Annotated in this window: 28 protein-coding genes and 2 tRNA genes; 13 read left to right on the top strand and 17 right to left on the bottom strand. The window is 60.8% G+C overall.

Annotated elements, in window-relative coordinates; translation table 11 throughout:
* The first annotated feature begins 268 nt into the window (after positions 1 to 268).
* The 4 genes from AC1RMX_RS10300 to AC1RMX_RS10285 all read left to right on the top strand — a co-directional run bounded on the left by AC1RMX_RS10300 (position 269) and on the right by AC1RMX_RS10285 (position 4,848).
* Positions 269 to 345, top strand: a tRNA-Met gene (locus AC1RMX_RS10300).
* Between the two features lie 210 nt (positions 346 to 555).
* Positions 556 to 629: transfer RNA gene (locus AC1RMX_RS10295), tRNA-Met, on the top strand.
* 287 nt (positions 630 to 916) lie between these two features.
* The gene (gene mprF, locus AC1RMX_RS10290) at positions 917 to 3,556 is read left to right on the top strand and encodes a bifunctional lysylphosphatidylglycerol flippase/synthetase MprF (protein WP_096819555.1); all 2,640 of its coding nucleotides are present in this window, start codon (positions 917 to 919) and stop codon (positions 3,554 to 3,556) included.
* Entirely contained in the window at positions 3,556 to 4,848 is a 1,293-nt protein-coding gene (locus AC1RMX_RS10285) for a virulence factor family protein (RefSeq protein ID WP_096819556.1), read from the top strand. Before mprF ends, AC1RMX_RS10285 begins: the two co-directional genes overlap by 1 nt.
* Positions 4,849 to 5,108: 260 nt before the next feature.
* Here the strand turns inward: AC1RMX_RS10285 and AC1RMX_RS10280 are convergent, their stop codons facing one another.
* Positions 5,109 to 6,950: a potassium transporter Kup gene (locus AC1RMX_RS10280; RefSeq protein ID WP_371858323.1), complete on the bottom strand. Its 1,842-nt coding sequence runs from the start codon at positions 6,948 to 6,950 to the stop codon at positions 5,109 to 5,111.
* 350 nt (positions 6,951 to 7,300) lie between these two features.
* Between AC1RMX_RS10280 and rimO the strand changes: the two genes are divergently transcribed.
* The 6 genes from rimO to tsaA all read left to right on the top strand — a co-directional run bounded on the left by rimO (position 7,301) and on the right by tsaA (position 12,214).
* Positions 7,301 to 8,638, top strand: a complete 1,338-nt coding sequence (rimO, locus tag AC1RMX_RS10275) for a 30S ribosomal protein S12 methylthiotransferase RimO (protein WP_096819558.1) — start codon at positions 7,301 to 7,303, stop codon at positions 8,636 to 8,638.
* Positions 8,639 to 8,750: 112 nt separating this feature from the next.
* Positions 8,751 to 9,224 (top strand): GNAT family N-acetyltransferase, encoded by a 474-nt coding sequence (locus AC1RMX_RS10270; protein ID WP_096819559.1) that lies wholly within the window; start codon positions 8,751 to 8,753, stop codon positions 9,222 to 9,224.
* Positions 9,225 to 9,306: 82 nt separating this feature from the next.
* Entirely contained in the window at positions 9,307 to 10,017 is a 711-nt protein-coding gene (locus AC1RMX_RS10265) for an rRNA pseudouridine synthase (RefSeq protein ID WP_096819560.1), read from the top strand.
* 73 nt (positions 10,018 to 10,090) lie between these two features.
* Positions 10,091 to 10,558 (top strand): YehS family protein, encoded by a 468-nt coding sequence (locus AC1RMX_RS10260; protein WP_096819561.1) that lies wholly within the window; start codon positions 10,091 to 10,093, stop codon positions 10,556 to 10,558.
* A 127-nt stretch (positions 10,559 to 10,685) separates the two neighbouring features.
* Positions 10,686 to 11,456, top strand: a complete 771-nt coding sequence (locus AC1RMX_RS10255) for an SDR family oxidoreductase (protein WP_096819562.1) — start codon at positions 10,686 to 10,688, stop codon at positions 11,454 to 11,456.
* 59 nt (positions 11,457 to 11,515) lie between these two features.
* Positions 11,516 to 12,214, top strand: coding sequence for a tRNA (N6-threonylcarbamoyladenosine(37)-N6)-methyltransferase TrmO (tsaA, locus tag AC1RMX_RS10250; protein ID WP_176504827.1), 699 nt, complete (start codon positions 11,516 to 11,518; stop codon positions 12,212 to 12,214).
* 68 nt (positions 12,215 to 12,282) lie between these two features.
* Here the strand turns inward: tsaA and fpr are convergent, their stop codons facing one another.
* Entirely contained in the window at positions 12,283 to 13,062 is a 780-nt protein-coding gene (gene fpr / locus AC1RMX_RS10245) for a ferredoxin-NADP reductase (protein WP_007908723.1), read from the bottom strand.
* A 144-nt stretch (positions 13,063 to 13,206) separates the two neighbouring features.
* Here fpr and AC1RMX_RS10240 point away from each other — a divergent pair, with 144 nt between their 5' ends.
* Positions 13,207 to 14,133, top strand: a complete 927-nt coding sequence (locus tag AC1RMX_RS10240; RefSeq protein ID WP_085729869.1) for a LysR family transcriptional regulator — start codon at positions 13,207 to 13,209, stop codon at positions 14,131 to 14,133.
* Here the strand turns inward: AC1RMX_RS10240 and AC1RMX_RS10235 are convergent.
* The 3 genes from AC1RMX_RS10235 to AC1RMX_RS10225 form a co-directional block, all read right to left on the bottom strand.
* Positions 14,130 to 14,492: a diacylglycerol kinase gene (locus AC1RMX_RS10235; RefSeq protein WP_003222276.1), complete on the bottom strand. Its 363-nt coding sequence runs from the start codon at positions 14,490 to 14,492 to the stop codon at positions 14,130 to 14,132. The two genes, AC1RMX_RS10240 and AC1RMX_RS10235, sit on opposite strands and share 4 nt — an antisense overlap.
* A 75-nt stretch (positions 14,493 to 14,567) precedes the next feature.
* Positions 14,568 to 15,218 carry a response regulator transcription factor ErdR gene (gene erdR, locus AC1RMX_RS10230; RefSeq protein ID WP_085647827.1) on the bottom strand — a complete coding sequence of 217 codons (651 nt, stop codon included), beginning with the start codon at positions 15,216 to 15,218 and terminating at the stop codon, positions 14,568 to 14,570.
* Between the two features lie 229 nt (positions 15,219 to 15,447).
* Positions 15,448 to 16,191: a tRNA-uridine aminocarboxypropyltransferase gene (locus tag AC1RMX_RS10225; protein WP_273539933.1), complete on the bottom strand. Its 744-nt coding sequence runs from the start codon at positions 16,189 to 16,191 to the stop codon at positions 15,448 to 15,450.
* 189 nt (positions 16,192 to 16,380) lie between these two features.
* Between AC1RMX_RS10225 and AC1RMX_RS10220 the strand changes: the two genes are divergently transcribed.
* Entirely contained in the window at positions 16,381 to 16,806 is a 426-nt protein-coding gene (locus AC1RMX_RS10220; RefSeq protein ID WP_096819565.1) for a PA3611 family quorum-sensing-regulated virulence factor, read from the top strand.
* Between the two features lie 16 nt (positions 16,807 to 16,822).
* On the opposite strand, the gene AC1RMX_RS10215 is transcribed toward AC1RMX_RS10220, so the two are convergent.
* A complete protein-coding gene (locus AC1RMX_RS10215) occupies positions 16,823 to 17,017 on the bottom strand; it encodes a hypothetical protein (protein WP_096819566.1) in 195 nt (64 codons plus the stop codon).
* 353 nt (positions 17,018 to 17,370) lie between these two features.
* On the opposite strand from AC1RMX_RS10215, the gene AC1RMX_RS10210 reads away from it, so the two are divergent.
* The gene (locus tag AC1RMX_RS10210) at positions 17,371 to 18,489 is read left to right on the top strand and encodes an LOG family protein (RefSeq protein ID WP_096819567.1); all 1,119 of its coding nucleotides are present in this window, start codon (positions 17,371 to 17,373) and stop codon (positions 18,487 to 18,489) included.
* A 64-nt stretch (positions 18,490 to 18,553) separates the two neighbouring features.
* Here AC1RMX_RS10210 and recX read toward each other — a convergent pair whose 3' ends face one another.
* From recX to AC1RMX_RS10155, 11 genes are all read right to left on the bottom strand, one after another.
* Positions 18,554 to 19,024 carry a recombination regulator RecX gene (gene recX / locus AC1RMX_RS10205; protein WP_493071729.1) on the bottom strand — a complete coding sequence of 157 codons (471 nt, stop codon included), beginning with the start codon at positions 19,022 to 19,024 and terminating at the stop codon, positions 18,554 to 18,556.
* A gap of 8 nt (positions 19,025 to 19,032) precedes the next feature.
* On the bottom strand, positions 19,033 to 20,091 hold the full coding sequence (gene recA / locus AC1RMX_RS10200) for a recombinase RecA (RefSeq protein WP_003222269.1): 1,059 nt from the start codon (positions 20,089 to 20,091) through the stop codon (positions 19,033 to 19,035).
* A gap of 83 nt (positions 20,092 to 20,174) precedes the next feature.
* Positions 20,175 to 20,675 (bottom strand): CinA family protein, encoded by a 501-nt coding sequence (locus tag AC1RMX_RS10195; protein WP_096819569.1) that lies wholly within the window; start codon positions 20,673 to 20,675, stop codon positions 20,175 to 20,177.
* Positions 20,676 to 20,743: 68 nt separating this feature from the next.
* Positions 20,744 to 21,274 carry a lysis system i-spanin subunit Rz gene (locus AC1RMX_RS10190; protein WP_493071726.1) on the bottom strand — a complete coding sequence of 177 codons (531 nt, stop codon included), beginning with the start codon at positions 21,272 to 21,274 and terminating at the stop codon, positions 20,744 to 20,746.
* On the bottom strand, positions 21,256 to 21,819 hold the full coding sequence (locus AC1RMX_RS10185; RefSeq protein WP_102621389.1) for a glycoside hydrolase family 19 protein: 564 nt from the start codon (positions 21,817 to 21,819) through the stop codon (positions 21,256 to 21,258). The genes AC1RMX_RS10190 and AC1RMX_RS10185 overlap by 19 nt, the downstream gene beginning before the upstream one ends.
* A 33-nt stretch (positions 21,820 to 21,852) precedes the next feature.
* Positions 21,853 to 22,107: a hypothetical protein gene (locus AC1RMX_RS10180; RefSeq protein WP_493071724.1), complete on the bottom strand. Its 255-nt coding sequence runs from the start codon at positions 22,105 to 22,107 to the stop codon at positions 21,853 to 21,855.
* On the bottom strand, positions 22,107 to 23,276 hold the full coding sequence (locus AC1RMX_RS10175) for a glycine-rich domain-containing protein (protein WP_493071722.1): 1,170 nt from the start codon (positions 23,274 to 23,276) through the stop codon (positions 22,107 to 22,109). The genes AC1RMX_RS10180 and AC1RMX_RS10175 overlap by 1 nt, the downstream gene beginning before the upstream one ends.
* A 12-nt stretch (positions 23,277 to 23,288) precedes the next feature.
* Positions 23,289 to 23,729: a phage tail assembly chaperone gene (locus AC1RMX_RS10170; protein WP_096819574.1), complete on the bottom strand. Its 441-nt coding sequence runs from the start codon at positions 23,727 to 23,729 to the stop codon at positions 23,289 to 23,291.
* A 2-nt stretch (positions 23,730 to 23,731) separates the two neighbouring features.
* Positions 23,732 to 24,652 carry a gp53-like domain-containing protein gene (locus tag AC1RMX_RS10165; RefSeq protein ID WP_493071720.1) on the bottom strand — a complete coding sequence of 307 codons (921 nt, stop codon included), beginning with the start codon at positions 24,650 to 24,652 and terminating at the stop codon, positions 23,732 to 23,734.
* Positions 24,653 to 24,693: 41 nt separating this feature from the next.
* Positions 24,694 to 25,161: a phage tail assembly chaperone gene (locus AC1RMX_RS10160; RefSeq protein ID WP_493071718.1), complete on the bottom strand. Its 468-nt coding sequence runs from the start codon at positions 25,159 to 25,161 to the stop codon at positions 24,694 to 24,696.
* Positions 25,161 to 26,084: a hypothetical protein gene (locus AC1RMX_RS10155; protein WP_493071716.1), complete on the bottom strand. Its 924-nt coding sequence runs from the start codon at positions 26,082 to 26,084 to the stop codon at positions 25,161 to 25,163. Before AC1RMX_RS10155 ends, AC1RMX_RS10160 begins: the two co-directional genes overlap by 1 nt.
* Positions 26,085 to 26,103 lie beyond the last annotated feature (19 nt).

Genomic DNA, 26,103 nt, shown 5'->3' with positions numbered 1-26,103 from the left:
AACGTGGCAAGCCGGATCGGCAGTATCTCACTGACACCTGTATATAGCACCAGTGGTATGAAGGTTCTTTTCCAGCGGTAGGAAACTTCCTCTGAATTTATTTTCTCAATCGAAATCAACCTACCAATAGAGCTGAAACCCTTGCCCAGCCTGACTCGCGGCCCCATCAGCCCTACCAAAAAGTCGCTAACCAATTGAACCAGAACAGATTTTATCCGGATTGAAGGTTGACACCCCGGCGTTCCTCTGTAGAATGCCGACACACAGACGCGGGATGGAGCAGTCTGGTAGCTCGTCGGGCTCATAACCCGAAGGTCGTCGGTTCAAATCCGGCTCCCGCAACCAAACATCAAAAAAGGCTACTCGAAAGAGTGGCCTTTTTTGTGCGCGTCTGTTTTTCATTCGGGCAACCTTCCGGGCCAAACAGGAATCCTTTGCAATTCCGAAACTTACCGCCCTCCTGCGACGGATTGACGCGATTTCACGCTTATTTGACCCTTCGCGGGATTAACGGTTGACACCCCGCCGTTCGCCTGTAGAATGCCGCCACACAGACGCGGGATGGAGCAGTCTGGTAGCTCGTCGGGCTCATAACCCGAAGGTCGTCGGTTCAAATCCGGCTCCCGCAACGCAACCAAACATCAAAAAAGGCTGCTCGAAAGAGTGGCCTTTTTTGTATCTGTGGAAAAAGTCCTTTCGCAACAATGATCTGTCACTGTGCAGTGAACCGCTCAGGATCTTCAGACCCGCCGAGTTGCGACTATGCTTGAGTCGCGGGCAAGACGTCTGCAATCCGAGACCTGCCCTCGCCGATACCCGACGAGAGGCGTAGTATTTTGTGATTATTTTTTTCTACAGGGATTGGTAACTTGGCTGGATACCCCCATCCTGTCGCGCACAATCCAAGAGGTGATTGATGCGCGCCAACTCGTCTGATCCACAAGACACCCTCACCGTGAATCCACCGATCAAGCCTGAGCGCATGCGCTTGCTGGATCGAATCAGCAAATACCGGCAACCGATTGGTCTGGCGGTCACTTTGCTGTTGTTCGCTATCGCGCTGATTGCCTGTCGCCATCTGCTCAGCGAACTCGACCTCTATGCCTTGCACGACTCGATTCTCGATGTACCGAAGCCCGCCCTGCTTGGCGCTTTCGGCGCGACCGTTGTCGGCTTCATCATTCTGCTGGGCTACGAATGGTCGGCCAGCCGCTATGCCGGCGTAACCATCCCGCCACGCACGCTCGCGCTCGGAGGCTTCACTGCTTTCGCGATCGGCAACGCCATCGGCCTGTCGATGCTGTCCGGCGGCTCGGTGCGCTACCGTTTATATGCACGACTTGGCCTGGGCGCTTCGGAAGTAGCGCACATGACCCTGTTCGCCAGCCTGTCGCTGGGCTGCGCTCTGCCGCCGCTGGCAGCGCTGGCGACCCTGAGTGACCTGCCGGCCGCCTCCCAGGCCCTGGGCCTGTCCGAGGGTCTGCTGGCCACGATTGCCTCTGCCGTGCTGTTGCTCGGCGCTATTCTGGCCATCGGCATCTACCGTCGGCGCCTGCCGGAGCAGCCTTACCGTGACAACCTGCTGGTCAAGGTCGGGCGCCGCACCCTGCGCCTGCCGGGTCGACGCCTGACGTTCCTGCAACTGGTCATCACCGCTCTCGACGTGGCCGCTGCCGCCACCGTGCTTTATCTGCTGCTGCCGGAAGCTCCGCCATTCGGCGCATTCCTGCTGGTGTACCTGCTGGCCCTGGCTGCCGGCGTCCTCAGCCACGTACCGGGCGGGGTCGGTGTCTTCGAAGCGATTCTGCTGGCGGCGTTCGCCGACAAGCTCGGTGCTGCACCACTGGCTGCCGCCCTGCTGCTGTATCGCATGATCTACGTGGTGCTGCCATTGCTGGTGGCCTGCGTACTGCTGCTGATCAACGAAGGGCAGCGCCTGTTCCAGACTCAAACCATGCGCGCTGCCTCCGGTCTCGCTGCACCGATCCTTGCGGTACTGGTGTTTCTTTCCGGCGTGGTGCTGCTGTTTTCCGGCGCGACGCCTGAAATCGACACGCGCCTGGAACACATCGCTTACCTGATCCCTCATCGCCTGGTCGATGCCTCGCACTTCGGCGCCAGCCTGATTGGCGTGTTGTGCCTGATGCTCGCCCAAGGCTTGCGTCGCCGACTGTCGGCAGCGTGGATGCTGACCACCATTCTGCTGCTCGTAGGCGCCCTGCTCTCGCTGCTCAAGGGGTTCGACTGGGAAGAAGCCACGTTGATGACCCTCACCGCCGCGCTGCTGGGGGTGTTCCGTCGCTCGTTCTATCGCCCGAGCCGTCTGACCGAAGTGCCGTTTTCGCCGCTGTATCTGGTAGCGAGCCTGTGTGTACTCGGTGCCTCGACCTGGCTGTTGTTGTTCGCTTATCAGGACGTACCGTACAGCCATCAATTGTGGTGGCAGTTCACCCTCGACGCCGACGCCCCGCGCGGTCTGCGTTCGTTGCTCGGCGCCGCGGTGCTGTTGCTGGTGATCGCCCTGACCTGGTTGCTGCGCACCGCACGTCCGGTGATTCATCTGCCGACGCCCGATGAACTGGAGCGCGCCACGAAGATCCTGATGGCCTCCTCGCAACCGGATGGCGGCCTGGCCCTGACCGGTGACAAGGCGATGCTGTTCCACCCCAACGACGAAGCCTTCCTGATGTACGCGCGTCGCGGCCGCAGCCTGGTGGCGCTGTACGACCCGATCGGTCCCGGCCAGCAGCGGGCGGAAATGATCTGGCAGTTCCGCGACCTGTGCGACATCCACCACGCCCGTCCCGTGTTCTATCAAGTGCGTGCCGAGAACCTGCCGTACTACATGGACATCGGCCTGACCGCGATCAAGCTCGGCGAAGAAGCTCGGGTCGACCTGCATCGCTTTGACCTGGAAGCCAAGGGCAAAGAGATGAAGGATCTGCGTTACACCTGGAACCGCGGCACCCGCGACGGTCTGTCGTTGGAGATCTTTGAGCCGGGCCAGGCGCCGATGGATGAGCTCAAGGTGATTTCCGATGCCTGGCTGACCGGCAAGAACGTGCGCGAGAAAGGCTTCTCCCTCGGCCGTTTCAGCGACGATTACCTGAAGCATTTCCGCATCGCGGTGATTCGCTTCGAAGGCCGCCCGGTGGCGTTCGCCAACCTGCTCGAGACTTACAGCCATGACCTGGCCAGTCTCGACCTGATGCGCTCGCACCCGGACGCCCCCAAGCTGACCATGGAGTTTCTGATGGTCGGCCTGATTCAACACTATAAGAGTCACGGATACGCGCGCTTCAGCCTGGGCATGGTGCCATTGTCGGGGTTGCAACCCCGGCGTGGTGCACCGCTGACCCAGCGTCTGGGCTCGATGGTTTTCCGCCGTGGTGAGCAGCTGTACAACTTCCAAGGCTTGCGCCGCTTCAAAGACAAGTTCCAGCCTGACTGGGAACCCCGTTATATGGCGGTGCCCGCCGGACTCGATCCGCTGGTGGCACTGGCCGATACTGCTGCCCTGATCGCGGGCGGCTTGACTGGATTGGTGAAACGCTGATGATTCAACGCTCCCTGAAGTACATCCTGGCCGCACTGATCGTGCTGGCCGTGATTGCCGGCGGCGGTTACTGGTACCTCAAACGCCCGGCACCGGAACCGACCCTCGAACAGCTCACGCCGGCTGACGGCACCGTCATGACCCGAGTCATCCCCGGCACCAAGCCCAAGGCCCAGGTGCTGGTGGCGGTCGAGGACGACAAGAAACTCTCCGACAATCAGCTGACCACCCTGAGCCGCAGCGCCTCGGCGCAGATCGTCCAGGTGATTCTGCCCAAGGACTGCCTGCTGCAAAGCCGCGCACTGCAAAGCGGTCTGCGTGAACTGAACGGCCCGGCGACCCTGGTCAGCGGCATAGGCCCTGGCGCGGTGCTGGCTTGGCGCTGGCTGTCCGAACAGAAAGACGACAAGGCCCAGGCCGTGTCGGTCGACCTGGCGCTGGAAAAAGGCGGCTGCACCCACCTGCTGCCGAAATCCGCCGCCCACGGCCACTGGCTGGTGGCCTGGAACGACAACCCGGACGACACCAGTGCCGGTTTCGTGCGCGATCAACCGAACGCCGAAACCAGCATCAGCGACTACGACATCAACCTGCCGCAAGTGCTGAACAACGAACTGCGCAAGATCCTCGTCGGTGGCGACAAAGCCGCTGGCGGTCTGCAAATCCCGGTTGTGGAAGTCCCGGCCGGCCAGGCCAAGGACACCGTGACCCTGTTCCTGTCCGGTGACGGCGGCTGGCGTGACCTCGACCGCGACGTGGCCGGTGAAATGGCCAAGATCGGCTACCCGGTCGTCGGCATCGACACCCTGCGCTACTACTGGCAGCACAAGAGCCCGGAACAGAGTGCGCTCGACCTGACCGAACTGATGCAGCACTACCGCCAGAAATGGGGCACCAAACGCTTCATCCTGACCGGTTACTCGTTCGGTGCCGACGTCCTGCCCGCGATCTACAACCGCCTGCCGGACACCGAGCAGCAGCGCATCGACGCAATCATCCTGCTGGCCTTCGCCCGCACCGGCAGCTTCGAAATCGAAGTCGAAGGCTGGCTCGGCAACGCCGGCAAAGAAGCCGCCACCGGACCTGAGATGGCCAAGCTGCCACCGGCCAAGGTCGTTTGCATCTACGGTGAGGAAGAAACCGACGAGAGCGGTTGCACCGACAAGACCGCAGTGGGCGAAGCAGTGAAACTGCCTGGCGGTCACCACTTCGACGAGAACTACCCGGCGCTGGCCAAGCGCCTGGTGGATCTGATCGAGAAGCGTCAGGCCAAGGATCAGCCGGCAGAGTGATCTGAAGCGCCCCAACGAAAAGCCCCCGCACCTTAGGGTTGCGGGGGCTTTTTCGTTTTGGCAAACGCCCGAGATCCTTGTGGGAGTCGGGCTTGCCCGCGATGGCGGTGGGTCAGGCAACTGATTTGTAAACTGATACACCGCATTCGCGGGCAAGCCCGCTCCCACAGGGATCTCCACTGGATTCTGATAAGTGCACAAACACAAAAAAGCCCCCGCCAGCCACAAGACCGACGGGGGCTTTTCAGTTCAGACGGAACCTACATCTCCACCTGCGTCCCCAACTCAATCACCCGGTTCAACGGCAGATTGAAGAACCGCAGATTCCCGTTGGCGTTCTTCAACATGAACGCAAACAGCGCTTCACGCCAGCGGGCCATGCCTTCGAGTTTCGAGGCGATCACCGTTTCGCGGCTGAGGAAGTAGGTGGTGCGCATCGGGCTGAAGTCGAGGTCGTCCAGATGGCACAGCTTCAGCGCCTGCGGCACGTCCGGCTCGTCGGTGAAGCCGAAGTGCAGGATCACCCGGAAGAAGCCTTCGCCGTGGGCTTCGACTTCGAAGCGTCGGGATGGCGGGACGCGCGGGATGTCTTCGTAGACCACGGTCAGCAGCACCACTTGCTCGTGCAAGACCTGGTTGTGCAGCAGGTTGTGCAACAGCGCATGCGGGACAGCGTCGGAGCGCGCAGTCAGGAACACGGCGGTGCCCTGCACGCGGTGTGGCGGCTGGACGCGGATGCTGCTGATGAAGATCGGCAGCGGTAATGCGCCTTCGTCCAGGCGCTCGACCAGTAGTTGCTTGCCGCGCTTCCAGGTGGTCATCAGCACGAACAGCGCGATACCGGCGATCACCGGGAACGCACCGCCCTGCACGATCTTCGGCACGTTGGCGGCGAAGTACAGACCGTCCACCAGCAAGAAGCCGATCAGCACCGGCACGGCCAGCACCGGCGGCCATTTCCACAACAGCAGCATGACCGCCGACACCAGAATCGTGGTCATCAGCATGGTCCCGGTCACCGCCACACCGTAGGCCGAGGCCAGAGCGCCGGAGGACTCGAAACCGATCACCAGCAAGACCACGCCGACCATCAGCGACCAGTTCACGGCACCGATGTAGATCTGGCCCTGTTCATCGCTGGAGGTGTGCTGGATGTACATGCGCGGAATGTAACCGAGCTGAATCGCCTGACGGGTCAGGGAGAACGCGCCGGAGATCACCGCTTGCGAGGCGATCACCGTGGCCAGGGTCGACAGACCGACCAGCGGAATCAGCGCCCAGCTCGGCGCCAGCAGATAGAACGGGTTGCGCGCCGCTTCCGGGTTGTCCAGCAGCAAGGCGCCCTGACCGAAGTAGTTGAGCACCAGTGCCGGCAGCACCAGCAGGAACCACGCGCGGGCAATCGGCTTGCGGCCGAAGTGGCCCATGTCGGCGTACAGCGCTTCGGCACCGGTCAGCGCCAGCACCACGGCGCCGAGGATCGCCACGCCCATGCCGGCATGCACCATGAAGAAACGCACGGCCCAGATCGGGTTCAGTGCCTTCAGTACTTCCGGGGAATGGCTGATGCCGTACACGCCGAGGGCGCCGAGCACCAGGAACCAGGTGACCATTATCGGCCCGAAGAGGATGCCGATCCGCGCTGTACCGTGACGCTGGATCAGGAACAGACCCACCAGCACCACCAGCGACAATGGCACGACCCAATGGTCGATCCCGTCAAACGCCAGGCCCAGGCCTTCGATGGCCGAGAGTACGGAGATCGCCGGGGTGATCATGCTGTCGCCGTAGAACAGCGCCGCACCGATCAAGCCGCAGACCACCAGCAGCGAACGCAACTTCCTGCGCTCCCCCGCTGCTCGTCGCGCCAGCGCGGTCAGGGCCATGATCCCGCCTTCGCCCTGGTTGTCGGCGCGCAGGACGAACATCATGTACTTGATCGATACGACCCAGATCAGCGACCAGAAGATCAGCGACAGAATGCCCAGCACCCCATCGTGGTTGACGGGTACGCCGTAACCGCCGGAAAACACTTCTTTGAGGGTGTACAACGGGCTCGTGCCGATGTCGCCGTAAACTACCCCGACCGCCGCGACCAGCATACTCAGCGGCTTGGTGGCCGAACCCTCGGCGCCTGCCGCGTGACTACTTGCCTGACCCATCCAACACTCCTGATTTCCAGACCGGCTTCTTTGAACGAAGCACTATGCTTTTTGATGCAGCATGCGCTGTTTTACCTGTTGTTACAGTCGTTTTGTTGACTGTAAAAAATTGGTAAAGCGTCTTGGCGCGAAGCATAGCGCAGCACTCGTCGCATTTCCCTGCATAAAGCTGGTCAAGTGCGCTGCTCATCGCTAGAATTGCGCACTTTTTGATCAGAGGCGCAGTTCAAGCGCCCGTCCGCCGGCTTCCGCCATCAGGCAAGCGGCGTCACAAAACACCGAGGTTAGACATGTCCACCACTCCTGCGCCGGCCAATCCAAAGGTTGGCTTCGTATCTCTGGGTTGCCCGAAAGCACTGGTCGACTCCGAGCGCATCCTGACCCAGCTGCGCATGGAAGGCTATGACGTGGTGTCCACCTATCAGGACGCCGACGTGGTCGTGGTCAACACTTGTGGCTTCATCGACTCGGCCAAGGCCGAATCGCTGGAAGTCATCGGCGAAGCGATCAAGGAAAACGGCAAGGTCATCGTGACCGGCTGCATGGGCGTGGAAGAAGGCAACATCCGTGACGTGCACCCGAGCGTGCTGGCCGTCACCGGTCCGCAGCAGTACGAACAAGTGGTCAACGCCGTACACGAAGTCGTGCCGCCACGTCAGGATCACAACCCGCTGATCGACCTGGTGCCGCCGCAAGGCATCAAGCTGACCCCGCGTCACTACGCGTACCTGAAGATTTCCGAAGGCTGCAACCACAGCTGCAGCTTCTGCATCATCCCGTCGATGCGCGGCAAGCTGGTCAGCCGCCCGGTTGGCGACGTGCTCGACGAAGCCCAGCGTCTGGTCAAATCCGGCGTCAAAGAGCTGTTGGTGATCTCCCAGGACACCAGCGCCTATGGCGTTGACGTCAAGTACCGCACCGGTTTCTGGAACGGCGCGCCGGTGAAAACCCGCATGACCGAACTGTGCGAAGCGCTGAGCACCCTCGGCGTCTGGGTCCGTCTGCACTACGTTTACCCGTACCCGCACGTCGACGAGCTGATCCCGCTGATGGCCGCCGGCAAGATCCTGCCGTACCTGGACATCCCGTTCCAGCACGCCAGCCCGAAAGTCCTGAAGTCGATGAAACGCCCGGCGTTCGAAGACAAGACCCTGGCACGGATCAAGAACTGGCGCGAAATCTGCCCGGACCTGATCATCCGTTCGACTTTCATCGTCGGCTTCCCTGGCGAAACCGAAGAAGACTTCCAGTACCTGCTGGACTGGCTGACCGAAGCCCAGCTCGACCGCGTCGGCTGCTTCCAGTACTCGCCGGTCGAAGGCGCGCCGGCCAATGACCTGAACCTCGATATCGTTCCGGACGACGTCAAGCAGGATCGCTGGGAACGCTTCATGGCGCACCAGCAGGAAATCAGCTCGGCCCGTCTGCAAATGCGCATCGGCCGTGAAATCGAAGTGCTGGTGGACGAAGTCGACGAGCAAGGCGCGGTCGGCCGCTGCTTCTTCGATGCCCCGGAAATCGACGGCAACGTGTTCATCGACAACGGCAGCAACCTCAAGCCGGGCGACAAGGTCTGGTGCAAGGTGACCGACGCCGACGAATACGACCTCTGGGCCGAACAAATCTAAACGCGAAAAATACGAAAAGCCCCGCTCTCTTTTACGAGATGCGGGGCTTTTTTACGGCTATCGTTTGTGGGGGGAAGGACTCCCCTCATTCATGACAAAGAGGCTAACGGGCATGCGTCACCATTCGGTCATCCACACGCCGAAACTCAGCGATTATCAGGAACTGACCCGGGTCTGGGAGGCCTCGGTCCGCGCGACCCATGATTTTCTGCCGGACAGCTATATCGAGCTGCTGCGCAATCTGGTGCTGACCCGCTACCTCGATGCGGTGATGCTGATCTGCACCAAGGACAGTCACCAGCGCATCACCGGTTTTGCCGGCGTGGCGGCGGGCAAGATCGAAATGCTGTTCATCGACCCCGAACATCGCGGCCAAGGCCTGGGCAAAAAGCTGCTCAATTATGCGATGCAGCACCTGAACGCCGATGAACTGGACGTCAACGAACAGAACCCGCAGGCCCTGGGTTTTTACTTCAAACAGGGGTTCGAGGTGATCGGCCGGTCGGAAGTCGACGGCATGGGCCAGCCTTATCCGTTGCTGCACATGCGTCTGAAACAGCCGGAACAGCGCGCCGTACGCGGCTAAAAGCCACACGGTACAAATGCAATCGCGATTAACCGGCGCCAGGCAGGTACAATGCCCACCCCTTTTTTGTTACGGCCCTGTCATGACTGACCCGATTCGCCTCTCCAAACGCCTCATTGAACTGGTCGGTTGCTCCCGCCGGGAGGCCGAGCTGTTCATCGAGGGCGGCTGGGTCACCGTGGACGGCGAAGTCATCGACGAGCCGCAGTTCAAGGTCGGCGACCAGAAAGTCGAGCTCGACAAGGACGCCAAGGCCACCGCGCCGGAGCCGGTGACCATCCTGCTCAACGTCCCGGCGGGCATGGACATCGACACCGCCATGCAGTCGCTGAACGCCGAAACCCTCAGCGAAGAACACCGTTATGGCAAGCGTCCACTGCGCGGGCATTTCCTGCGCCTGACCGCCAGCGCCGACCTGCAACCCAAGGCCAGCGGGCTGCTGGTGTTCACCCAGGACTGGAAGGTGCTGCGCAAGCTCACCGCCGACGCGGCCAAGATCGAGCAGGAATACGTGGTCGAGGTCGAAGGCGACATGGTCGCCCACGGCCTCAATCGCTTGCAGCACGGCCTCACCCACAAGGGCAAGGAGCTGCCGCCGGTCAAGGCCAGCTGGCAGAACGAAAACCGCCTGCGCTTCGCCATGAAAAACCCGCAGCCGGGCATCATCGCCCAGTTCTGCGAAGCGGTCGGGCTGAAGGTCGTCGGCATCCGCCGTATCCGCATCGGCGGCGTATCGATCGGCAAGGTGCCGGCCGGCCAATGGCGCTACCTGTCCGGCAAAGAGAAGTTCTAAGGCCTCTGTTGCCGCCACACATTCCGGCATCGCGCCTGCGCGGTGCCCACAGCGAAAGATCAGGACTGCAAACATGGTTCATAACGACGTATTGCGCAGCGTGCGCTACATGCTCGACATCAGCGACAAGAAAGTCGTCGAGATCATCAAACTCGGCGGCCTGGACGTGACCCTCGCCGACGTGGTGACCTGGCTCGACAAGAAAGAAGAAGACGAAGAAGGTTTCGTGCGCTGCCCGGACGAAGTCATCGCTCACTTCCTCGACGGCCTGGTGGTGTTCAAGCGCGGCAAGGACGAAAGCCGTCCGCCGCAGCCAATCGAAGTGCCAGTGACCAACAACATCATCCTGAAAAAGCTGCGCGTGGCCTTCGAACTGAAAGAAGACGACATGCACGCGATTCTCAAGGCCGCCGAGTTTCCGGTGTCCAAGCCTGAGTTGAGCGCGCTGTTCCGCAAGGTCGGCCACACCAACTACCGTCCGTGCGGCGACCAGTTGCTGCGCAATTTCCTCAAGGGCCTGACCCTTCGCGTTCGCGGTTGATCCTTTTCAGAACGGCGACTTCGGTCGCCGTTTTCATGCATGCCCCTCCATTCCCTGCAAAAATAGTGGCTCCGCTTTTCGCGGCCGGCGACTAGGGTGTACTGAACCCTAGCCCTCAGGATTCGCCATGCACCCGTATTTTTCCCTGCAAGGCCGCACCGCCCTGGTGACCGGCGGCACCCGTGGTATCGGCAAAATGATCGCCAAGGCGTTTGTCGAGGCTGGTGCCCGTGTGTACGTCTGCTCCCGAGACGCTGAAGCCTGTCATCAAACTGCTGAAGAACTCGGTGCATTGGGCTCCTGCCAGGGCGTGGCAGCGAATCTGGCGACCGAAGAAGGCGTAAAAGAACTGGCAGCCCGACTGGGCGAACAGGTCACCCATCTGGACATTCTGGTGAACAACGCCGGCACCACCTGGGGAGCGCCGCTGGAGAGCTACCCGGTCAAGGGCTGGGAAAAGGTCATGCAGCTCAACGTGACCTCGGTGTTCAGTTGCATCCAGCAGTTTCTGCCTTTGCTGCGCAAGGCTGGCTCGGCAGCGAATCCCGCGCGGATCATCAACATCGGCTCAGTGGCGGGAATCTCTTCCTTCGGCGAACAGGCCTACGCCTACGGGCCGAGCAAAGCGGCCCTGCATCAACTGTCGCGGATTCTCGCTCGTGAACTGGTGAGCCAGCACATCAACGTCAACGTCATCGCGCCGGGGCGCTTCCCGAGCAAGATGACCCAGCACATCGGCAGTGACCAGCAAGCACTGGCCGAGGACACTGCGCTGATTCCGATGAAACGCTGGGGCCGCGAAGAAGAAATGGCGGCGCTGGCGATCAGCCTGGCGAGCACTGCCGGGGCCTACATGACCGGGAATATCATTCCGCTGGATGGCGGGTTCAGTCTGTAGACCGGCGACGCGCCCGGACGGGTTATCATGCCCGCCCTGCTCCGTTTCGAATGCAAACCATGACTTACAGCGTCTCCCCCATCGGCTTCGTCCGCTCCTGCTTCAAGGAGAAGTTCGCCATCCCGCGCCAGCCGCAACTGGCCCCTGCCGCCCGGGGCGTGCTGGAACTGGTGGCGCCGTTCGATCAGGGCGATGCGGTGCAGGGGCTGGAGCAGGTCAGTCACGTCTGGCTGCTGTTCCTGTTCCATCAGGCGCTGGAGGAAAAGCCGCGACTGAAGGTCCGCCCTCCCCGCCTGGGCGGCAACAAGTCCATGGGCGTGTTCGCCACCCGCGCCACCCACCGGCCGAACGGCATCGGCCAGTCGGTGGTGAAGCTGGACAAGGTCGAGGCCGATCGCTTGTTCATCTCCGGCATCGACCTGCTGGACGGCACGCCGATTCTCGACATCAAACCCTACGTGCCCTACGCCGACATCATCGCTGACGCCTCCAACAGCATCGCCAGTGCCGCGCCGCAACTGATCGACGTGCAGTGGACAGACGCGGCGCTGCAACAGGCGCATACGCACGCTCAGCGCCTTGCCGAACCTTTGGTCGAGCTGATCGAGCAATGTCTGGCCCAGGATCCGCGTCCGGCGTATCAGACGCCCGCGCCAGAGCGCGAATACGGTGCGCAGTTCTGGGATCTGGATGTGCGTTGGCACTATCCGACGCCGGAGCAGATCCGCGTCCTGGAAGTCATCCCCGCCAACGACTAAATCCCGGAAACGAAAAAGCCCGCGTTGCCTTCTCAGGCAATGCGGGCTTTTCTTTGGCATCGTCGGGATTACTTCTCGACGAACGCACGCTCGATCAGGTAATCACCCGGCTCGCGCATCCGCGCCGAGATCTTCAGGCCGAAGCTGTCGAGCACTTCGCTGGTCTCGTCGAGCATGCTCGGGCTGCCGCAGATCATCGCGCGGTCGTCCTGCGGGTTGATCGGTGGCAGGCCGATGTCGCTGAACAGCTTGCCGCTGCGCATCAGGTCGGTCAGACGGCCCTGATTCTCGAACGGTTCGCGGGTCACGGTCGGGTAGTAGATCAGCTTGTCACGCAGCGCCTCGCCGAAGAACTCGTTCTGCGGCAGGTGCTCGGTGATGAACTCACGGTAGGCGACTTCGTTGACGTAACGAACACCGTGAACCAGGATCACTTTCTCGAAGCGCTCGTAGGTTTCCGGGTCCTGGATCACGCTCATGAACGGCGCCAGACCGGTGCCGGTGCTCAGCAGGTACAAATGCTTGCCCGGGTTCAGGTCGTCCAGCACCAGGGTGCCGGTAGGCTTCTTCGAGATGATGATCTCGTCGCCTTCCTTCAGGTGCTGCAGCTGGGAGGTCAGCGGACCGTCCTGCACCTTGATGCTGAAGAACTCGAGATGCTCTTCCCAGTTCGGGCTGGCGATCGAGTAAGCGCGCATAAGCGGGCGGCCGTTGGGCTGTTGCAGGCCGATCATCACGAACTGACCGTTCTCGAAGCGCAGGCCCGGATCGCGGGTGCACTTGAAGCTGAACAGAGTGTCGTTCCAGTGATGAACACTGAGGACACGCTCGTGGTTCATGTTGCTCATGTACGTGGGACTCCTGGAGATTGATCTGCGCTTGCCCGGCTGGTCTTGAAGAATGCCGACGGTGCGCAATTGCATCGCATTCTAATAGCGCCGACAATATCTGTTAACTGGATTATTAAGATAAGGGTTATCGGTTATATCGATATGCGATTTACTCTTCGTCAACTGCAAGTCTTCGTCGCCGTCGCCCAGCAGGAAAGTGTGTCCCGCGCTGCGGGTCTGCTCAACCTGTCGCAATCGGCCGCCAGCACGTCCATCACCGAACTGGAGCGCCAGTCCAGCTGCCAGCTGTTCGACCGCGCCGGCAAACGTCTGAGCCTCAACGCCCTCGGCAAACAGTTATTGCCGCAAGCGGTGGCCCTGCTCGATCAGGCCAAGGAAATCGAGGACCTGCTCAACGGCAAATCCGGTTTCGGCTCGCTGTCGGTGGGCGCGACCCTGACCATCGGCAATTACCTGGCGACGCTGCTGATCGGCGGTTTCATGCAGCGTCACCCGGAAAGCCAAGTGAAGCTGCACGTGCAGAACACTGCCAATATCGTGCAGCAAGTGGCGCATTACGAAATTGATCTGGGTCTAATCGAAGGCGATTGCAGCCACCCGGACATCGAAGTGCAGAGCTGGGTCGAGGATGAGCTGGTGGTGTTCTGCGCCCCGCAGCATCCATTGGCCAAACGCGGCAGCGCGACCATGGAAGAGTTGACGCACGAAGCGTGGATTCTGCGCGAACAAGGCTCCGGCACCCGCCTGACCTTCGATCAGGCAATGCGTCACCATCGCAGTGCGCTGAACATTCGTCTGGAGCTGGAGCACACCGAAGCGATCAAGCGCGCGGTGGAATCAGGTTTGGGGATTGGCTGTATTTCGCGCCTGGCGCTGCGTGACGCCTTCCGGCGCGGCAGCCTGGTGCCGGTGGAGACGCCGGATCTGGATCTGGCGCGGCAGTTCTACTTCATCTGGCACAAACAGAAGTACCAGACCTCCGCCATGCGCGAGTTTCTCGATCTGTGCCGCGCCTTCACCGCCGGGGTCCAGCGCAGCGACGAGATCGTCCTGCCGACGATCGCTTAAAGCAGAATCACCGCCCACACCAGGGCAATCATGCTCAGTGCCACGAATTGCGCGGCGCTGCCCATGTCCTTGGCGTTCTTGGACAGTGGGTGCAGTTCCAGGGAAATGCGGTCGATGGCCGCCTCCACCGCGGAGTTCAGCAGCTCGACGATCAGCGCCAGCAGGCACACAGCGATCAGCAACGCCTGCTCGACACGGCTGACATTCAGGAAGAACGTCAGTGGAATCAGCACCACGTTAAGCAGCACCAACTGACGGAACGCCGCTTCGCCGGTGAAGGCTGCGCGCAAACCGTCCAGCGAGTAACCGGAAGCGTTGAGGATGCGTTTCAGGCCCGTCTGGCCCTTGAAAGGTGACATAAAGTAGATAACCGACCAAAAAGAAGTGGGGAAGCTAGATCAACGAAAGTCAAAAAAGCGTGAAGACGCCAGCTATTACTGGCTCGGAATTGACTCAAGTTGTTGCAAGAGTAAAGCTGCCTGAGTCCGGGTCCGCACGTTCAACTTGCGAAAGATCGCCGTGACGTGGGCCTTGATGGTCGCTTCCGACACGCTCAACTCATAGGCGATCTGCTTGTTGAGCAGGCCTTCGCAGACCATGGTCAGCACCCGGAACTGCTGCGGCGTCAGGCTCGCCAGGCCATCGCTGGCAGCTTTGGCCTCGTCGGAGACGCTGACCGCTTCGAACGCCTGGGGCGGCCAGAACACGTCGCCGTCCAGAACTTTGCGCACGGCTTCCTGAATCACGCTCAAGTCGCTCGACTTGGGAATGAAACCGCTGGCGCCGAACTCCCGCGACTTGACCATCACCGAAGCTTCTTCCTGCGCCGAAACCATCACCACCGGAATCTGCGGGTACTGCCCGCGCAACATCACCAGCCCGGAAAATCCGAAAGCGCCCGGCATGTTCAGGTCCAGCAGCACCAGGTCCCAGTCGGCCTTTTCGGTCAGGCGGGCTTCCAGTTCGGCAATGCTCGCCACTTCCACCATTCGCACATCCGGGCCAAGGCCCATCGTCACCGCTTGATGCAGTGCGCTACGAAAAAGAGGGTGATCATCGGCAATCAGGATGTCGTATGTGGCCATTTTTCAAATGATCCTGTTTTTGATGGCAGACCCGATGCATTCGAGTCTCACCAAGGCAACTCAAGATGCCGACGCTTTTGCAGCGGCATCCACAGGGGCACGTTCAACGCCAATCACGGACAAAAACGGCGTTTCAAACCTTGGCCGCACCCCAATCGGCGCCAAGCATGCCCAGCGAAGCCGGGGTGGTCAAGCAACACGGCCACTGCTTTAGCAGTATGGGCCAGTATCAGACGGGCACCGGCTGCGCATTTCGAATGAACGGCAGCAACTCGGCATGGGCCGGCGTCGACACGTTCACATCAAGCTGCTGTTTGGCCCCCAGGTAATGCTGGCTGAACACATCGAAATAGGCGTCCAGCGCCGAGGCGGCATCCGTGTCGCCCGCCAGTTCCAGGCACAGCGCCGCCACTTCGGCGGTGCACAGGTGCTCGCTGCGGGTCGAACGACGCAGGCGATAGCGCGACAGTTTGTCGGGCAACAGACTGAGGATCGGCAGGCGGTCGAAGTACGGGCTCTTGCGGAAGATCTTGCGGGCCTCGGTCCAGGTCGCGTCCAGCAGAATGAACAGCGGACGCTTGCTGCTATCGAGATCTACGGTGTTGGTCACCCGCGAAGGCTCGACGTATTCGCCGGGAAACACCAGATACGGCTGCCATTGCGGGTCGTTCAGCAGCGCCAGCAGTTGCTCGTCCGGTTCGGTCCGGGACCAGATGAAGGCGTGATTGTCCTGCACGATGTCGGCAATCAGCCAGCCGGTATTGCTCGGCTTGAACACTTCCTTGCCGGTCATGATCAGGCAGACACCGGAACGGGTGTCGACAGTCGGGCGCCAGGCGCACAGGCAATGGCTGATGATCACCCGACAGTCACGGCAACGTTCGGAGCGAAAGCCTCGGGCCTGAATCGGCTTGATGCCCTCATCCTCGCGCTGATCACGCAGGCGGGCCACGGCGTTGGGGGCATGGTTCATTGCGGGCGACGCCGACTGACAGGAAAACTCGACACGAACAACTCTCGGCAAGGCAATAAAGGCCGGCAGTTTATCAGAGCGACGGGCACAAGCCTGTACCCTCCCGACCGGCTCCCCTATAATTCGCCGCCACTGAACGCACAGCCACGGGGCTGGTCGAACCACCAGTCACTGAATCAGGAGAGTTTCATGCTGCGCCTTATCGTTCCTACCGCGGCCATTGCGCTGGCGTTGTCCTTCAGCGCACAGGCTGCGTCCCTGAAAGAGCAGAACCTGAACAAGGAACTGCAAAACGTCGCTGCTCAAAGCAGTGCCGGCACGCCACGAGCGATCAACGAAGACATTCTCGATCAGGGCTACACCGTCGAAGGCACCACGCTGATCAACCACCTGAGCGTGCAGGCAAGCCATGCCGACAAGATGCGTGCCGATCCCAAGGCCGTGTATTTCCAGCTGGGCGCCTCGGTCTGCAACAACCCGTCGTACCGCAAGCTGATGGCCAAGGGTGCCGTGATGCGTTACGACTTCAGCGAAGTGAAGACCAACAAGGCCATCGGTTCCGCCAGCTATCAGGAATCGGATTGCCCGAAAGCCGCACCGGCGAAGAAAAAATAACTTTCCGCAAAAGTAACTATCTGGAATTGGCGCGCCGCTGTTCATCCTCGGCGCGCAGTTCGGCCAGCAAGGCCTGCAGATAACGCGAACGGCGATCCCCTCCCGACAAGCGCCGGCAGCACTCCTCTTCGAGACTCACATGATTGGTCTCGGCCGATGCTTTCAGCATTCGATACAGCTGCGTATCGATCTCCAGAATGACTCTGGTCATGTGTCCCGCCTCCTTGCCACCCGCAAATCCTTGAAGAGCGTGCACCTTGCGTACGGTCGTTGACGCAAAGTTGTCGTACGGCGCCTTTAACTTAGTAAATCAGAGCATTCAGCCCTCGACGTGGCATCAGACGAGCGGTGAAAACACTTCGCAAAGCGACAATAAGCAGTTGCCAGGAAAGACTTTGCGGCGCAATGCTCAATGAGCGAGAAATGCTTTGAGGGTCTAGATTCAAAGTATTCCCGATCATTTTATTAACGGCAGGAAAGGAGCTGCCGGATGTTTATTTTCTTGCAGCGCGGCACTGACGCCGCACGTCAGGGCCGAAGGCTCTGTGCAGAAGGAGAAGTTGCATGCCTTACCAACCGAATGACCTGCTCAGCCGTCATTTTCAGGAAAGCGGCCACGACCTCACCGGCAAGGTCGAAGAACAACTCAACCTGGTTTCCCCCAACAGTCCGAACATCCCCATCTATCGTGACATGATCCTGACTGTGCTGCGCATGGCCCAGGAAGATCACAACCGCTGGAACGCCAAGATCACCCTGCAAGCCCTGCGTGAACTGGAGCAGGCGTTTCGAACGCTGGAACAGTTCAAGGGCCGGCGCAAGGTCACGGTGTTCGGTTCGGCGCGCACGCCGGTCGAGCATCCGCTGTACGCCATGGCACGTGAACTGGGCGCGGCTCTGGCCAGATCAGACATGATGGTCATCACCGGTGCCGGAGGTGGAATCATGGCCGCCGCGCATGAAGGGGCCGGTCGTGATCACAGCCTGGGGTTCAACATCACCCTGCCCTTCGAACAGCACGCCAACCCAACTGTGGACGGCACCGGGAACCTGCTGCCCTTCCACTTTTTCTTCACGCGCAAACTGTTCTTCGTCAAGGAAGCCGATGCACTGGTGCTATGCCCCGGCGGCTTCGGCACGCTGGACGAAGCACTGGAAGTACTGACCCTGATTCAGACCGGCAAGAGTCCGCTGGTGCCGGTGGTACTGCTGGACGCGCCGGGCGGCACGTTCTGGCAAGGGGCGCTGGATTTCATCCGTCATCAACTGGAGGAAAACCGCTACATCCTGCCAACCGATCTGAAACTGATGCGCCTGGTCTACAGCGTTGAAGAGGCGGTGGAGCAGATCAACCAGTTCTACAGCAACTTCCACTCCAGCCGCTGGCTCAAGCGTCAGTTCGTGATTCGGATGAACCACAGGCTAAGCGATCAGGCACTCGATCACATGCAGGAAGCCTTCGCCGATCTGTGCCTGAGCGACCGGTTCCATCAACACGCCTACAGCGGCGAGGAACACGACGAGGCGCAATTCAGCCATCTGGCGCGACTGGCCTTCGCCTTCAACGCCAGGGATCACGGGCGCCTGCGCGAACTGGTGGACTTCATCAACCTGCCGGAAAACTGGGCCCAGTCCAGACCACAAACGGCGCAGCACAACCGCGAACCCTCGAAGGTAATCTGAAGGCAAAAAAAAACGGCCCGCTATCGAAATAGCGGGCCGTTTTTTTTATTGAAGCAGGAGCGATTTAATCGTCCATCCCTCTGCCGCTGAACAAGCGGTTGATCATCTCCATCGAGAACCCTCGATACGCCAGAAACCGGCCTTGTCTGGCTCGCTCCTTGGCGTCGACGGGAAGCTGTCCGGAGAACTTCCGTTGCCACGTGTCCGCTAGCTGTTCCTGCCAGCTGATACCGCTCTCGCGCAAGGCAAGTTCGATATCGGCACGCTGCAAGCCGCGCTGGCTGAGTTCCTCACGAATCCGTAACGGGCCGTAACCTGAACGGGCGCGGTAGGAAACAAAGCTTTCCAGATAACGGGCTTCGGAAAGCAGACCTTCTTCCGTCAAGCGGTCGAGGGCTGTTTCGATCATCTCGGGTGGGGCGCCGCGCTGACGCAGTTTACGCGTCAGCTCAACTCGACCGTGCTCGCGACGTGCGAGCAGGTCCATTGCGGTTCGCCGCACCGCGACGAGGGTATCGAGTACGGCGGTTGTCATCGGTGCAATCAGATGTCAGCGTCAGCCAGGTCATCTTCGGTCTCTTTGACCGCAGATGCCTTGGAGTCAGCGATCACGGCTGGCGACAGCAACTTGTCACGCAGTTGCTTCTCGAGCTTGGCCGCGACTTCCGGGTTGTCTGCCAGGAACTTGGCCGAGTTGGCCTTGCCCTGACCGATCTTGGTGCCTTCGTAGGCATACCAGGCGCCGGACTTCTCGACGAAACCGTGCAGCACGCCCAGATCGATCATCTCGCCGTTCAGGTAGATGCCCTTGCCGTAAAGAATCTGGAACTCGGCCTGACGGAACGGCGAAGCCACCTTGTTCTTCACAACCTTGACGCGGGTTTCGCTGCCGACCACTTCGTCGCCTTCCTTCACCGCGCCGGTACGGCGGATGTCGAGACGGACCGAAGCGTAGAACTTCAGCGCGTTACCACCGGTGGTGGTTTCCGGGCTGCCGAACATCACGCCGATCTTCATGCGGATCTGGTTGATGAAGATCACCAGGCAGTTGGCGTTCTTGATGTTACCGGTGATCTTACGCAGCGCCTGGGACATCAGACGGGCTTGCAGGCCCACGTGCATGTCACCCATTTCGCCTTCGATCTCAGCCTTCGGCACCAGTGCAGCCACGGAGTCGACGATGATCACGTCAACGGCGTTGGAGCGCACCAGCATGTCGGTGATTTCCAGGGCCTGTTCGCCGGTGTCCGGCTGGGAAACCAGCAGGTCGTCGACGTTGACGCCCAGTTTGCCGGCGTACTCAGGGTCGAGGGCGTGTTCGGCGTCGACGAATGCGCAGGTCGCGCCGGCTTTTTGGGCCTGGGCGATCACGGACAGCGTCAGTGTGGTTTTACCGGAAGATTCAGGACCGTAGATTTCAACAATACGACCTTTTGGCAGGCCGCCGATGCCGAGCGCGATGTCCAGACCCAGAGAGCCGGTGGAAATGGCCGGGATCGCCTGACGATCCTGATCGCCCATACGCATTACGGCACCCTTGCCGAATTGACGTTCGATCTGACCCAGGGCCGCAGCCAAGGCTTTCTTCTTGTTGTCGTCCATTAAAGTCCTCACGTAATCAATAAGGCCTGACGGCCAACACCTGTATAAGTAGCCAGTATTATTCCACAGCGTTCACGGATCGCCTACCCCTGATTTTCGATTTCTCGTGCCGCTAGTCGCAGGAGCCCCTCTAGCGCGGCCTTCACCGTTTGTCGGCGGACTTCATCGCGATTGCCGGGGAAGTGCTGCACCTCGCTGGAAACCGCATCGCCCACACCCCACGCCAGCCACACCGTGCCCACCGGTTTGCCCGGCGAACCGCCGTCCGGCCCTGCAATACCGCTGACCGCCACGGCAAATCGCGCTCGGCTGTGTTTCTGCGCGCCGCGCACCATCGCCTCGACCACCTCGCGACTGACGGCGCCCACCGTCCCGAAGAGTTCGACGGGCACGTTCAGTTGCTGGGTTTTCTGTCGGTTGGAGTAGGTCACATAACCGGCCTCGAACCATGCCGAACTCCCCGGAATCCGGGTAATCGCTTCAGCGATGCCGCCGCCGGTGCAGGACTCGGCCGTGGTGACGTGGGCATTGAGCAACTGCAGGCGTCGGCCAAGTTCGGCCGCCAGTTGGGTGAGGTCTTTCACGGCACTCTCCGGATCAGGTGGAATGTCTACCACCGTACACGAGCCGGTTGCGCTTTCAATACACAAGCTTATTCAAAATGTGCAGGCGCCAGCGCTCTGATATAGGCCTGACAGGCCCGCAGGGCAATCAGTCCGCGGTCGCCTTCACCGGTGATGGCGACAATTCGTTGAGCATGCGCCGGGTCAAGTCGGGCGCGTACGGTTGCATGATCCACGCTGCCGGTGCCGGAGGCGGCTGGCACACCGCCGCCTTGGGCAGCGTCGCCTGCGTCGATGAGGACTGACAGGCGCAGATCAGCAGTGGCAAGGCGATCGCGCAGGCGATCCTGATCACGTTGGGCATCGCTGAGTGCTCGATAGTGGGTTTGCTCACTGGCCGTGAGCCGTTGCTCCAGGGCCAGACGCTTGTCCTGCTCGGCCTGTTGCGCAGTGGCGGCCGCCAGGGTCATTTGGTTGAGGGTTTCGGTGTGCAGCCGCGCCTGTTCAGCCAGTTGGCGGCCGTAACGCCAGTCCTGGAATTGCCAGGCCAGCGCCGCCGCTCCCGCTGCCAGCAGCACCAGGCCGAGCAGCCGCCCGATACTCAGACTGAAGGCAGGCATAACACCGCCCTCGCCCGCCCCCAAAGCTCCAGCCGATCCTGCAACCCGTTCAACCCGCCGTTGATGCGCCGGGTGATGCTGTTGAACTCATCACGGTCGGCCAGTGCGTTCAGGCCGTTCTGCTCCCAGAACCACGCCGCGGACTCGGCCGCCCATTGCGGTTGCTCGAGCAACTCCGGCAAGGCCAGCAGTCGTTCATCGCCGAACAGCCCGAGGCTGCACTGGCGATAGTTGGTGCGGCCGGTGATCTGGATCAGCCCGCGGCCGCGATACTTCTGCCCGTCGCCATCGGCTTCCGGTGTATTGCCCAGACGCAAGGCCAGCGTACCGGTGTCGTACTTGCTCAGGTACTGGTTGTTGCCCAGTTCACGCACGTACTGCAATTGGCCGGACTCATGCCCGACCTGGGCGAGAAACGCGGCAATGCGCTTGGGTGCGTCGATGCGATGGCGAGCCATGGCGTCGTTGAGCGGTGAAACAAAAACGCCCGCTTGGGAGCGGGCGTTGGGCATAATGGTTTTAAGGTTGTCTTCTGTAATTTGCATAATGCGTAATCCTCCCTGGATGCTCCGATTGAATCACGACTGACGACCGAGACCGGTCAGCCATTTCTTTGCCAGGGTTTTCAGGGTGCCATCAGGGGCACTGTCTTCTTGCGACGAAAACACCCAGCCGAGGGTGCCGAAATTCGCCATCCAGTCGATTTGCGGTGTTGGAGTGATCTCGCTGATATCGACCCAGAGCAGATCCGGGTGAAACATCTCGACCATGTTTCCGTCGGTCGAGAACAGTTCGACCACCGTGTCGTTGACGATGCGTGCGTAGGTTTTCATCAGGCGTACTCGTAAATGATCACGACACCAGGGGCACCTGATGTTCCTGATTTGCCAGCCAGATTGGGGCCGATAGCGACCCCGCCGCCGCCGGATCCATATCCCGAGCCGGGGTAGCCGGGGAAGCTGGTAATGACGGTGGTGCCGAACCCGAGGCCACCACTGCCCAACGGAGAGCTGCCACCATGCCCCGCCAGCGTCGAACCATTGACCGAGATGCCCGGTGATCCCGGGGCCCCGGCTGAGTTGACGATGTTCCCGCCGGACGCAATTTCACCGGGATACCCGCCCACACAAAGTCCTGCCGACGATCCGGAAACAACACCGACCCAGAGGGAACCCTGACCTCCCGGTGCCGATACCAGCGAGCCCAGCGAGCTGGTTCCTCCGACGCCGCCGTTCGTCTGTGCGGCTCCGGCAGCCCCACCGGCACCGATCGTGACGATCTGGCTCGCACCGATCCTGTCGCTCGGCAACCGGGCCTCGGCGTAACTGCCGGAAGCACCACCACCGGAGACGGCATATTGATTCGCACCGGTCGCTGCAATACCCGCACTCCCGCCACCGCCGCCCACGACTTTGACCAATACGGATCGCATCCCCACGGTCGGCGTATAAACACCACTGACAGCAAATGTCTTCACATTCAACAAACGACCACTCAAGGCATTGCCACCGCTGGCATACACCAGCAACCAACTGTCCAGCGCGGCGCTATACACCACCGAACACACACTGCCGCCAATAATCTCGGCTGGCCGTAATGCACTCTGTGCCAGACTCAATAGCGGTTTGGGCAGAAGACCATTCGGTGCAAATGTGCTCGCTCCGGTGTTGGCATTGCCTGCGGTGAAACGCAGCGCCAGACCGTCCTTCAACGTCGTGATGGCCGGCACATAATTGGCCATGTAGAGATTGGCAGCGCCGATATCCGCTGCGTGTTTATCTGCACCGGCCTGGCTGATTTTCCTGATCGCCTGCAGCAACTGCGTCGCATCGCTTTCGCTCGGCTCAAGGCCCGCAGACTTGACGACATTCAGCAGCTCGTCGGTGATGCCATTGCCCCAGGTCGCGGGGATCAACGACCCCGGCAACCCACCAACGACGTCTTCATTGACGAACTTGCCATTCACCAGCCCTATGCCGGGAACGCTTTTCGGGTAATCCACGTTTGTATCTCCTCAGTTTCCGTTGTGCAGCAAGCCTTCAAGCCAGTCGGGCTCTACCGGACGAGCGTGCGCATCAGGAAACTCCGGATCGTTGGGCCAGTCGCGCAATGCCTGCCGATAGGCGAGAAGCTGTTTGAACTCTTCGGCGCGCAGGGTCGTGCCGTCGCCGACTTCCAGCTCCTCAGCGTCACGCCATACCAGCCATTGGGTGTCGCGAAGAACAGCATTGCGCCATGCGCGTTCATGAGTGATCGCAGCCTCAGGGGAGATGACCGGATCGGTCAGTACGGGTTGCCCACTGGCACTGGCGCTGATGACCTTGCCCGTTGCCTGCCCGGCAAACAGTTCGGCGTATTGGGCGTGGGTGATTTCTACGGCGCCTTCAGGTAACTCCGGAGAAGGGCTTTCGACCCGATCAAATCCGAGTGTCTGTGCAAAGAAATAGATCTTCATCGTTATCGCCCCCAAACCAGAATGCGGCCCATGATGCCGGGTGCCGGTCTCACACTCGTGCCGTCGACATTCCTGACCCGCGCCGCAGCTACCGATGTTGTTGAAAGGGTCGAATCAAACGCCCAGACAGTCGTGTTGCCCGCGCTCCAGCCGGACGGGTTCCCCTCATCGGCCACTCCGCCGACGATCGCCGTCTGGAACCTGACCGGCAAAGACAGGCTCATGATGCCGTTGGCGTCAGAACCACCCACAACCCATTGCAGAATCAAACCGCTGGGCAGTTTTTGATAACCGGCACTGGCTAGCTGCAAGGTAAAGGCGTTTGAATATTTCAGGCTCGCAGTGCCATGGACCGTCCAGATGCCATAGCCCTTCACGAACTGCGCACTTTCACCGCCGTTGATCGTGATCGAACTCAAGTAAGCACCCTGCGGGCAGATTTGTGTTCCGGTTTTACTGGCGATCGTGATGACTGAGTTGCTGAGGCAATGAAAACTGAGAGTGGCACCATCGGGGACACTGGAAACCTCAGGCAGTGTCACGGTGTAAGCCGCGCTTCCACCCAGTCCGAATGCGCACCCCACATCTGCAGCCGTGAGCTGCGTCGTGTCGACCAGACTCCGGGCACTGGCATGGTTACCCAACGCACGTTGCACGAACTCCGGCGTGGCCACCGCTTTTCCGGTATCGAACTGCGGCGGAGTCGCAAACAATCGGGAACTGCGCAACGCACCCATCAACTGATTGTTCGACGCCTCGCTGGGCGTCATGCCAGCGGCTTGAACAACGCTGAGAATTTCCTGCGTGACACCATTGCCCCACGCCGCCGGAATCAGCGAACCGGGTTTTCCGGCAACCGGATCCTCATCGGCAAACTGTCCATTGACCAGCCCGACGCTGGGTACACTCTTGGGATAGTCCAAGGCTTATCTCCTTATCTGAAAACATGGGTTGCGTGATGGCTTCAGCCAATCGCGCCGGCCAGCCACTGCGGTGCTGAGGGCCGCGAAACGGATGACGGATATGCGCCGCAATCTGGCCAGTCGCGCAATGCCTGGCGGTACTCGAGCAGCTCCAGGTATTGCTGGGCCTTGAGCGTTGTCCCGCGTCCCAACTCCTGCTCGTCGCGATGACGGGTGACCCGCCATTCGGTGGCTGCGAGAGCCGACTGACGCCAGGTACGCTCCGCCGCCAGAGGCTGGTTTTCCTCAACCACGGAGGCCTTGGCGACAACAGGGTTTTGCGGTTCGTACGCAGGCTCGATAGCGGGAGCTATCTCATCCATCGACGCGCCGATTTCGACGTTGACGCCTTCGGGCACCGGTACCATCGCCGCGACAAACGCAGGCGCGAACAGTTGCTCGATCGCGTAGTCACCGGTGTCGATCACTTCGACTGCGACACCGTTTTCAATACGGGCATAACGGGCCATTACTCGTACTCCCAGATTTCACAGAAGGCGTTGCCGCCGGCGCCGCTCACGATTGACGCAGAAGCGTGAACCGAGCAGGAACCACTGCCGCCCGAACCCCGAACACCGGCATTGCCAACGGTGTTTGACCCGCTGAAAGGGCCACCGCCGTCGAACGGACTCGGAGCTCCGCAACCCGACAGCAACCCCCAATTGGCGTTGCTCATTCCGAAACCTCCGGTGATACCGCGAGCGCTGCAGAGATTGCCGCCAGTCAGCAACCCACCGACCCCGCCCTGAATGAATCCTGACGAAGTGCCTGTGACCACGATCCCCAGTTTCTGCCCGCCACCGCCTCCCGAAACACTCATGTAGCTACCAAAGGAGGCTCCGCCGCCCGCAAGGCCCGTGGTGTTGCTGACGGCGCCCCCGGCGCCCAGCGAAACCGGTACGCCGGCGAGCATTTGTGCGGTGACGTCATACAGGCTTTCCGCATACGCGCCGGACCCGCCACCACCGCCGAGGATTTGTGTACCCGCCGGAACAGGTTCGCAGCCGCCCCCCGAACCACCCGCCCCGATCAACCGCACGCGAATCCGTTTGGCCCTCGGGTTCGGCTTGTAAACCGTGATCCCGACCGCGTCGATCTGCCGGACCGCCAGCAACCGCCCCACCGCATCGGTGATGCCGTAGCCCGCCAGCGTGGTCGGGGTGTTCTTCAGTTTGGTGAAATCGACCAGGGCACCAATCGCCGTTGCCAGCTGGTTGGTCTTGGTCTCGTCCGGCGTCAGTCCGGCCGCCTTGATGGTGTTGAGAATTTCTTGCGTGACACTGTTGCCCCAAGCGGCGGGGATCAACGACCCGGGCGTGCCGGCAACGGGGTTTTCATCGATAAAACCGCCGTTGACCAGGCCGACGCCGGGGATGCTTTTCGGATAGTCCATTGCGCTGCTTCCTGTGCTG

The sequence above is a fragment of the Pseudomonas sp. GW822-FHT03F04 genome (assembly GCF_058801405.1).
Note: the sequence above shows the minus strand (reverse complement) of the source record. Positions and strands in the feature narration are given on the sequence as shown.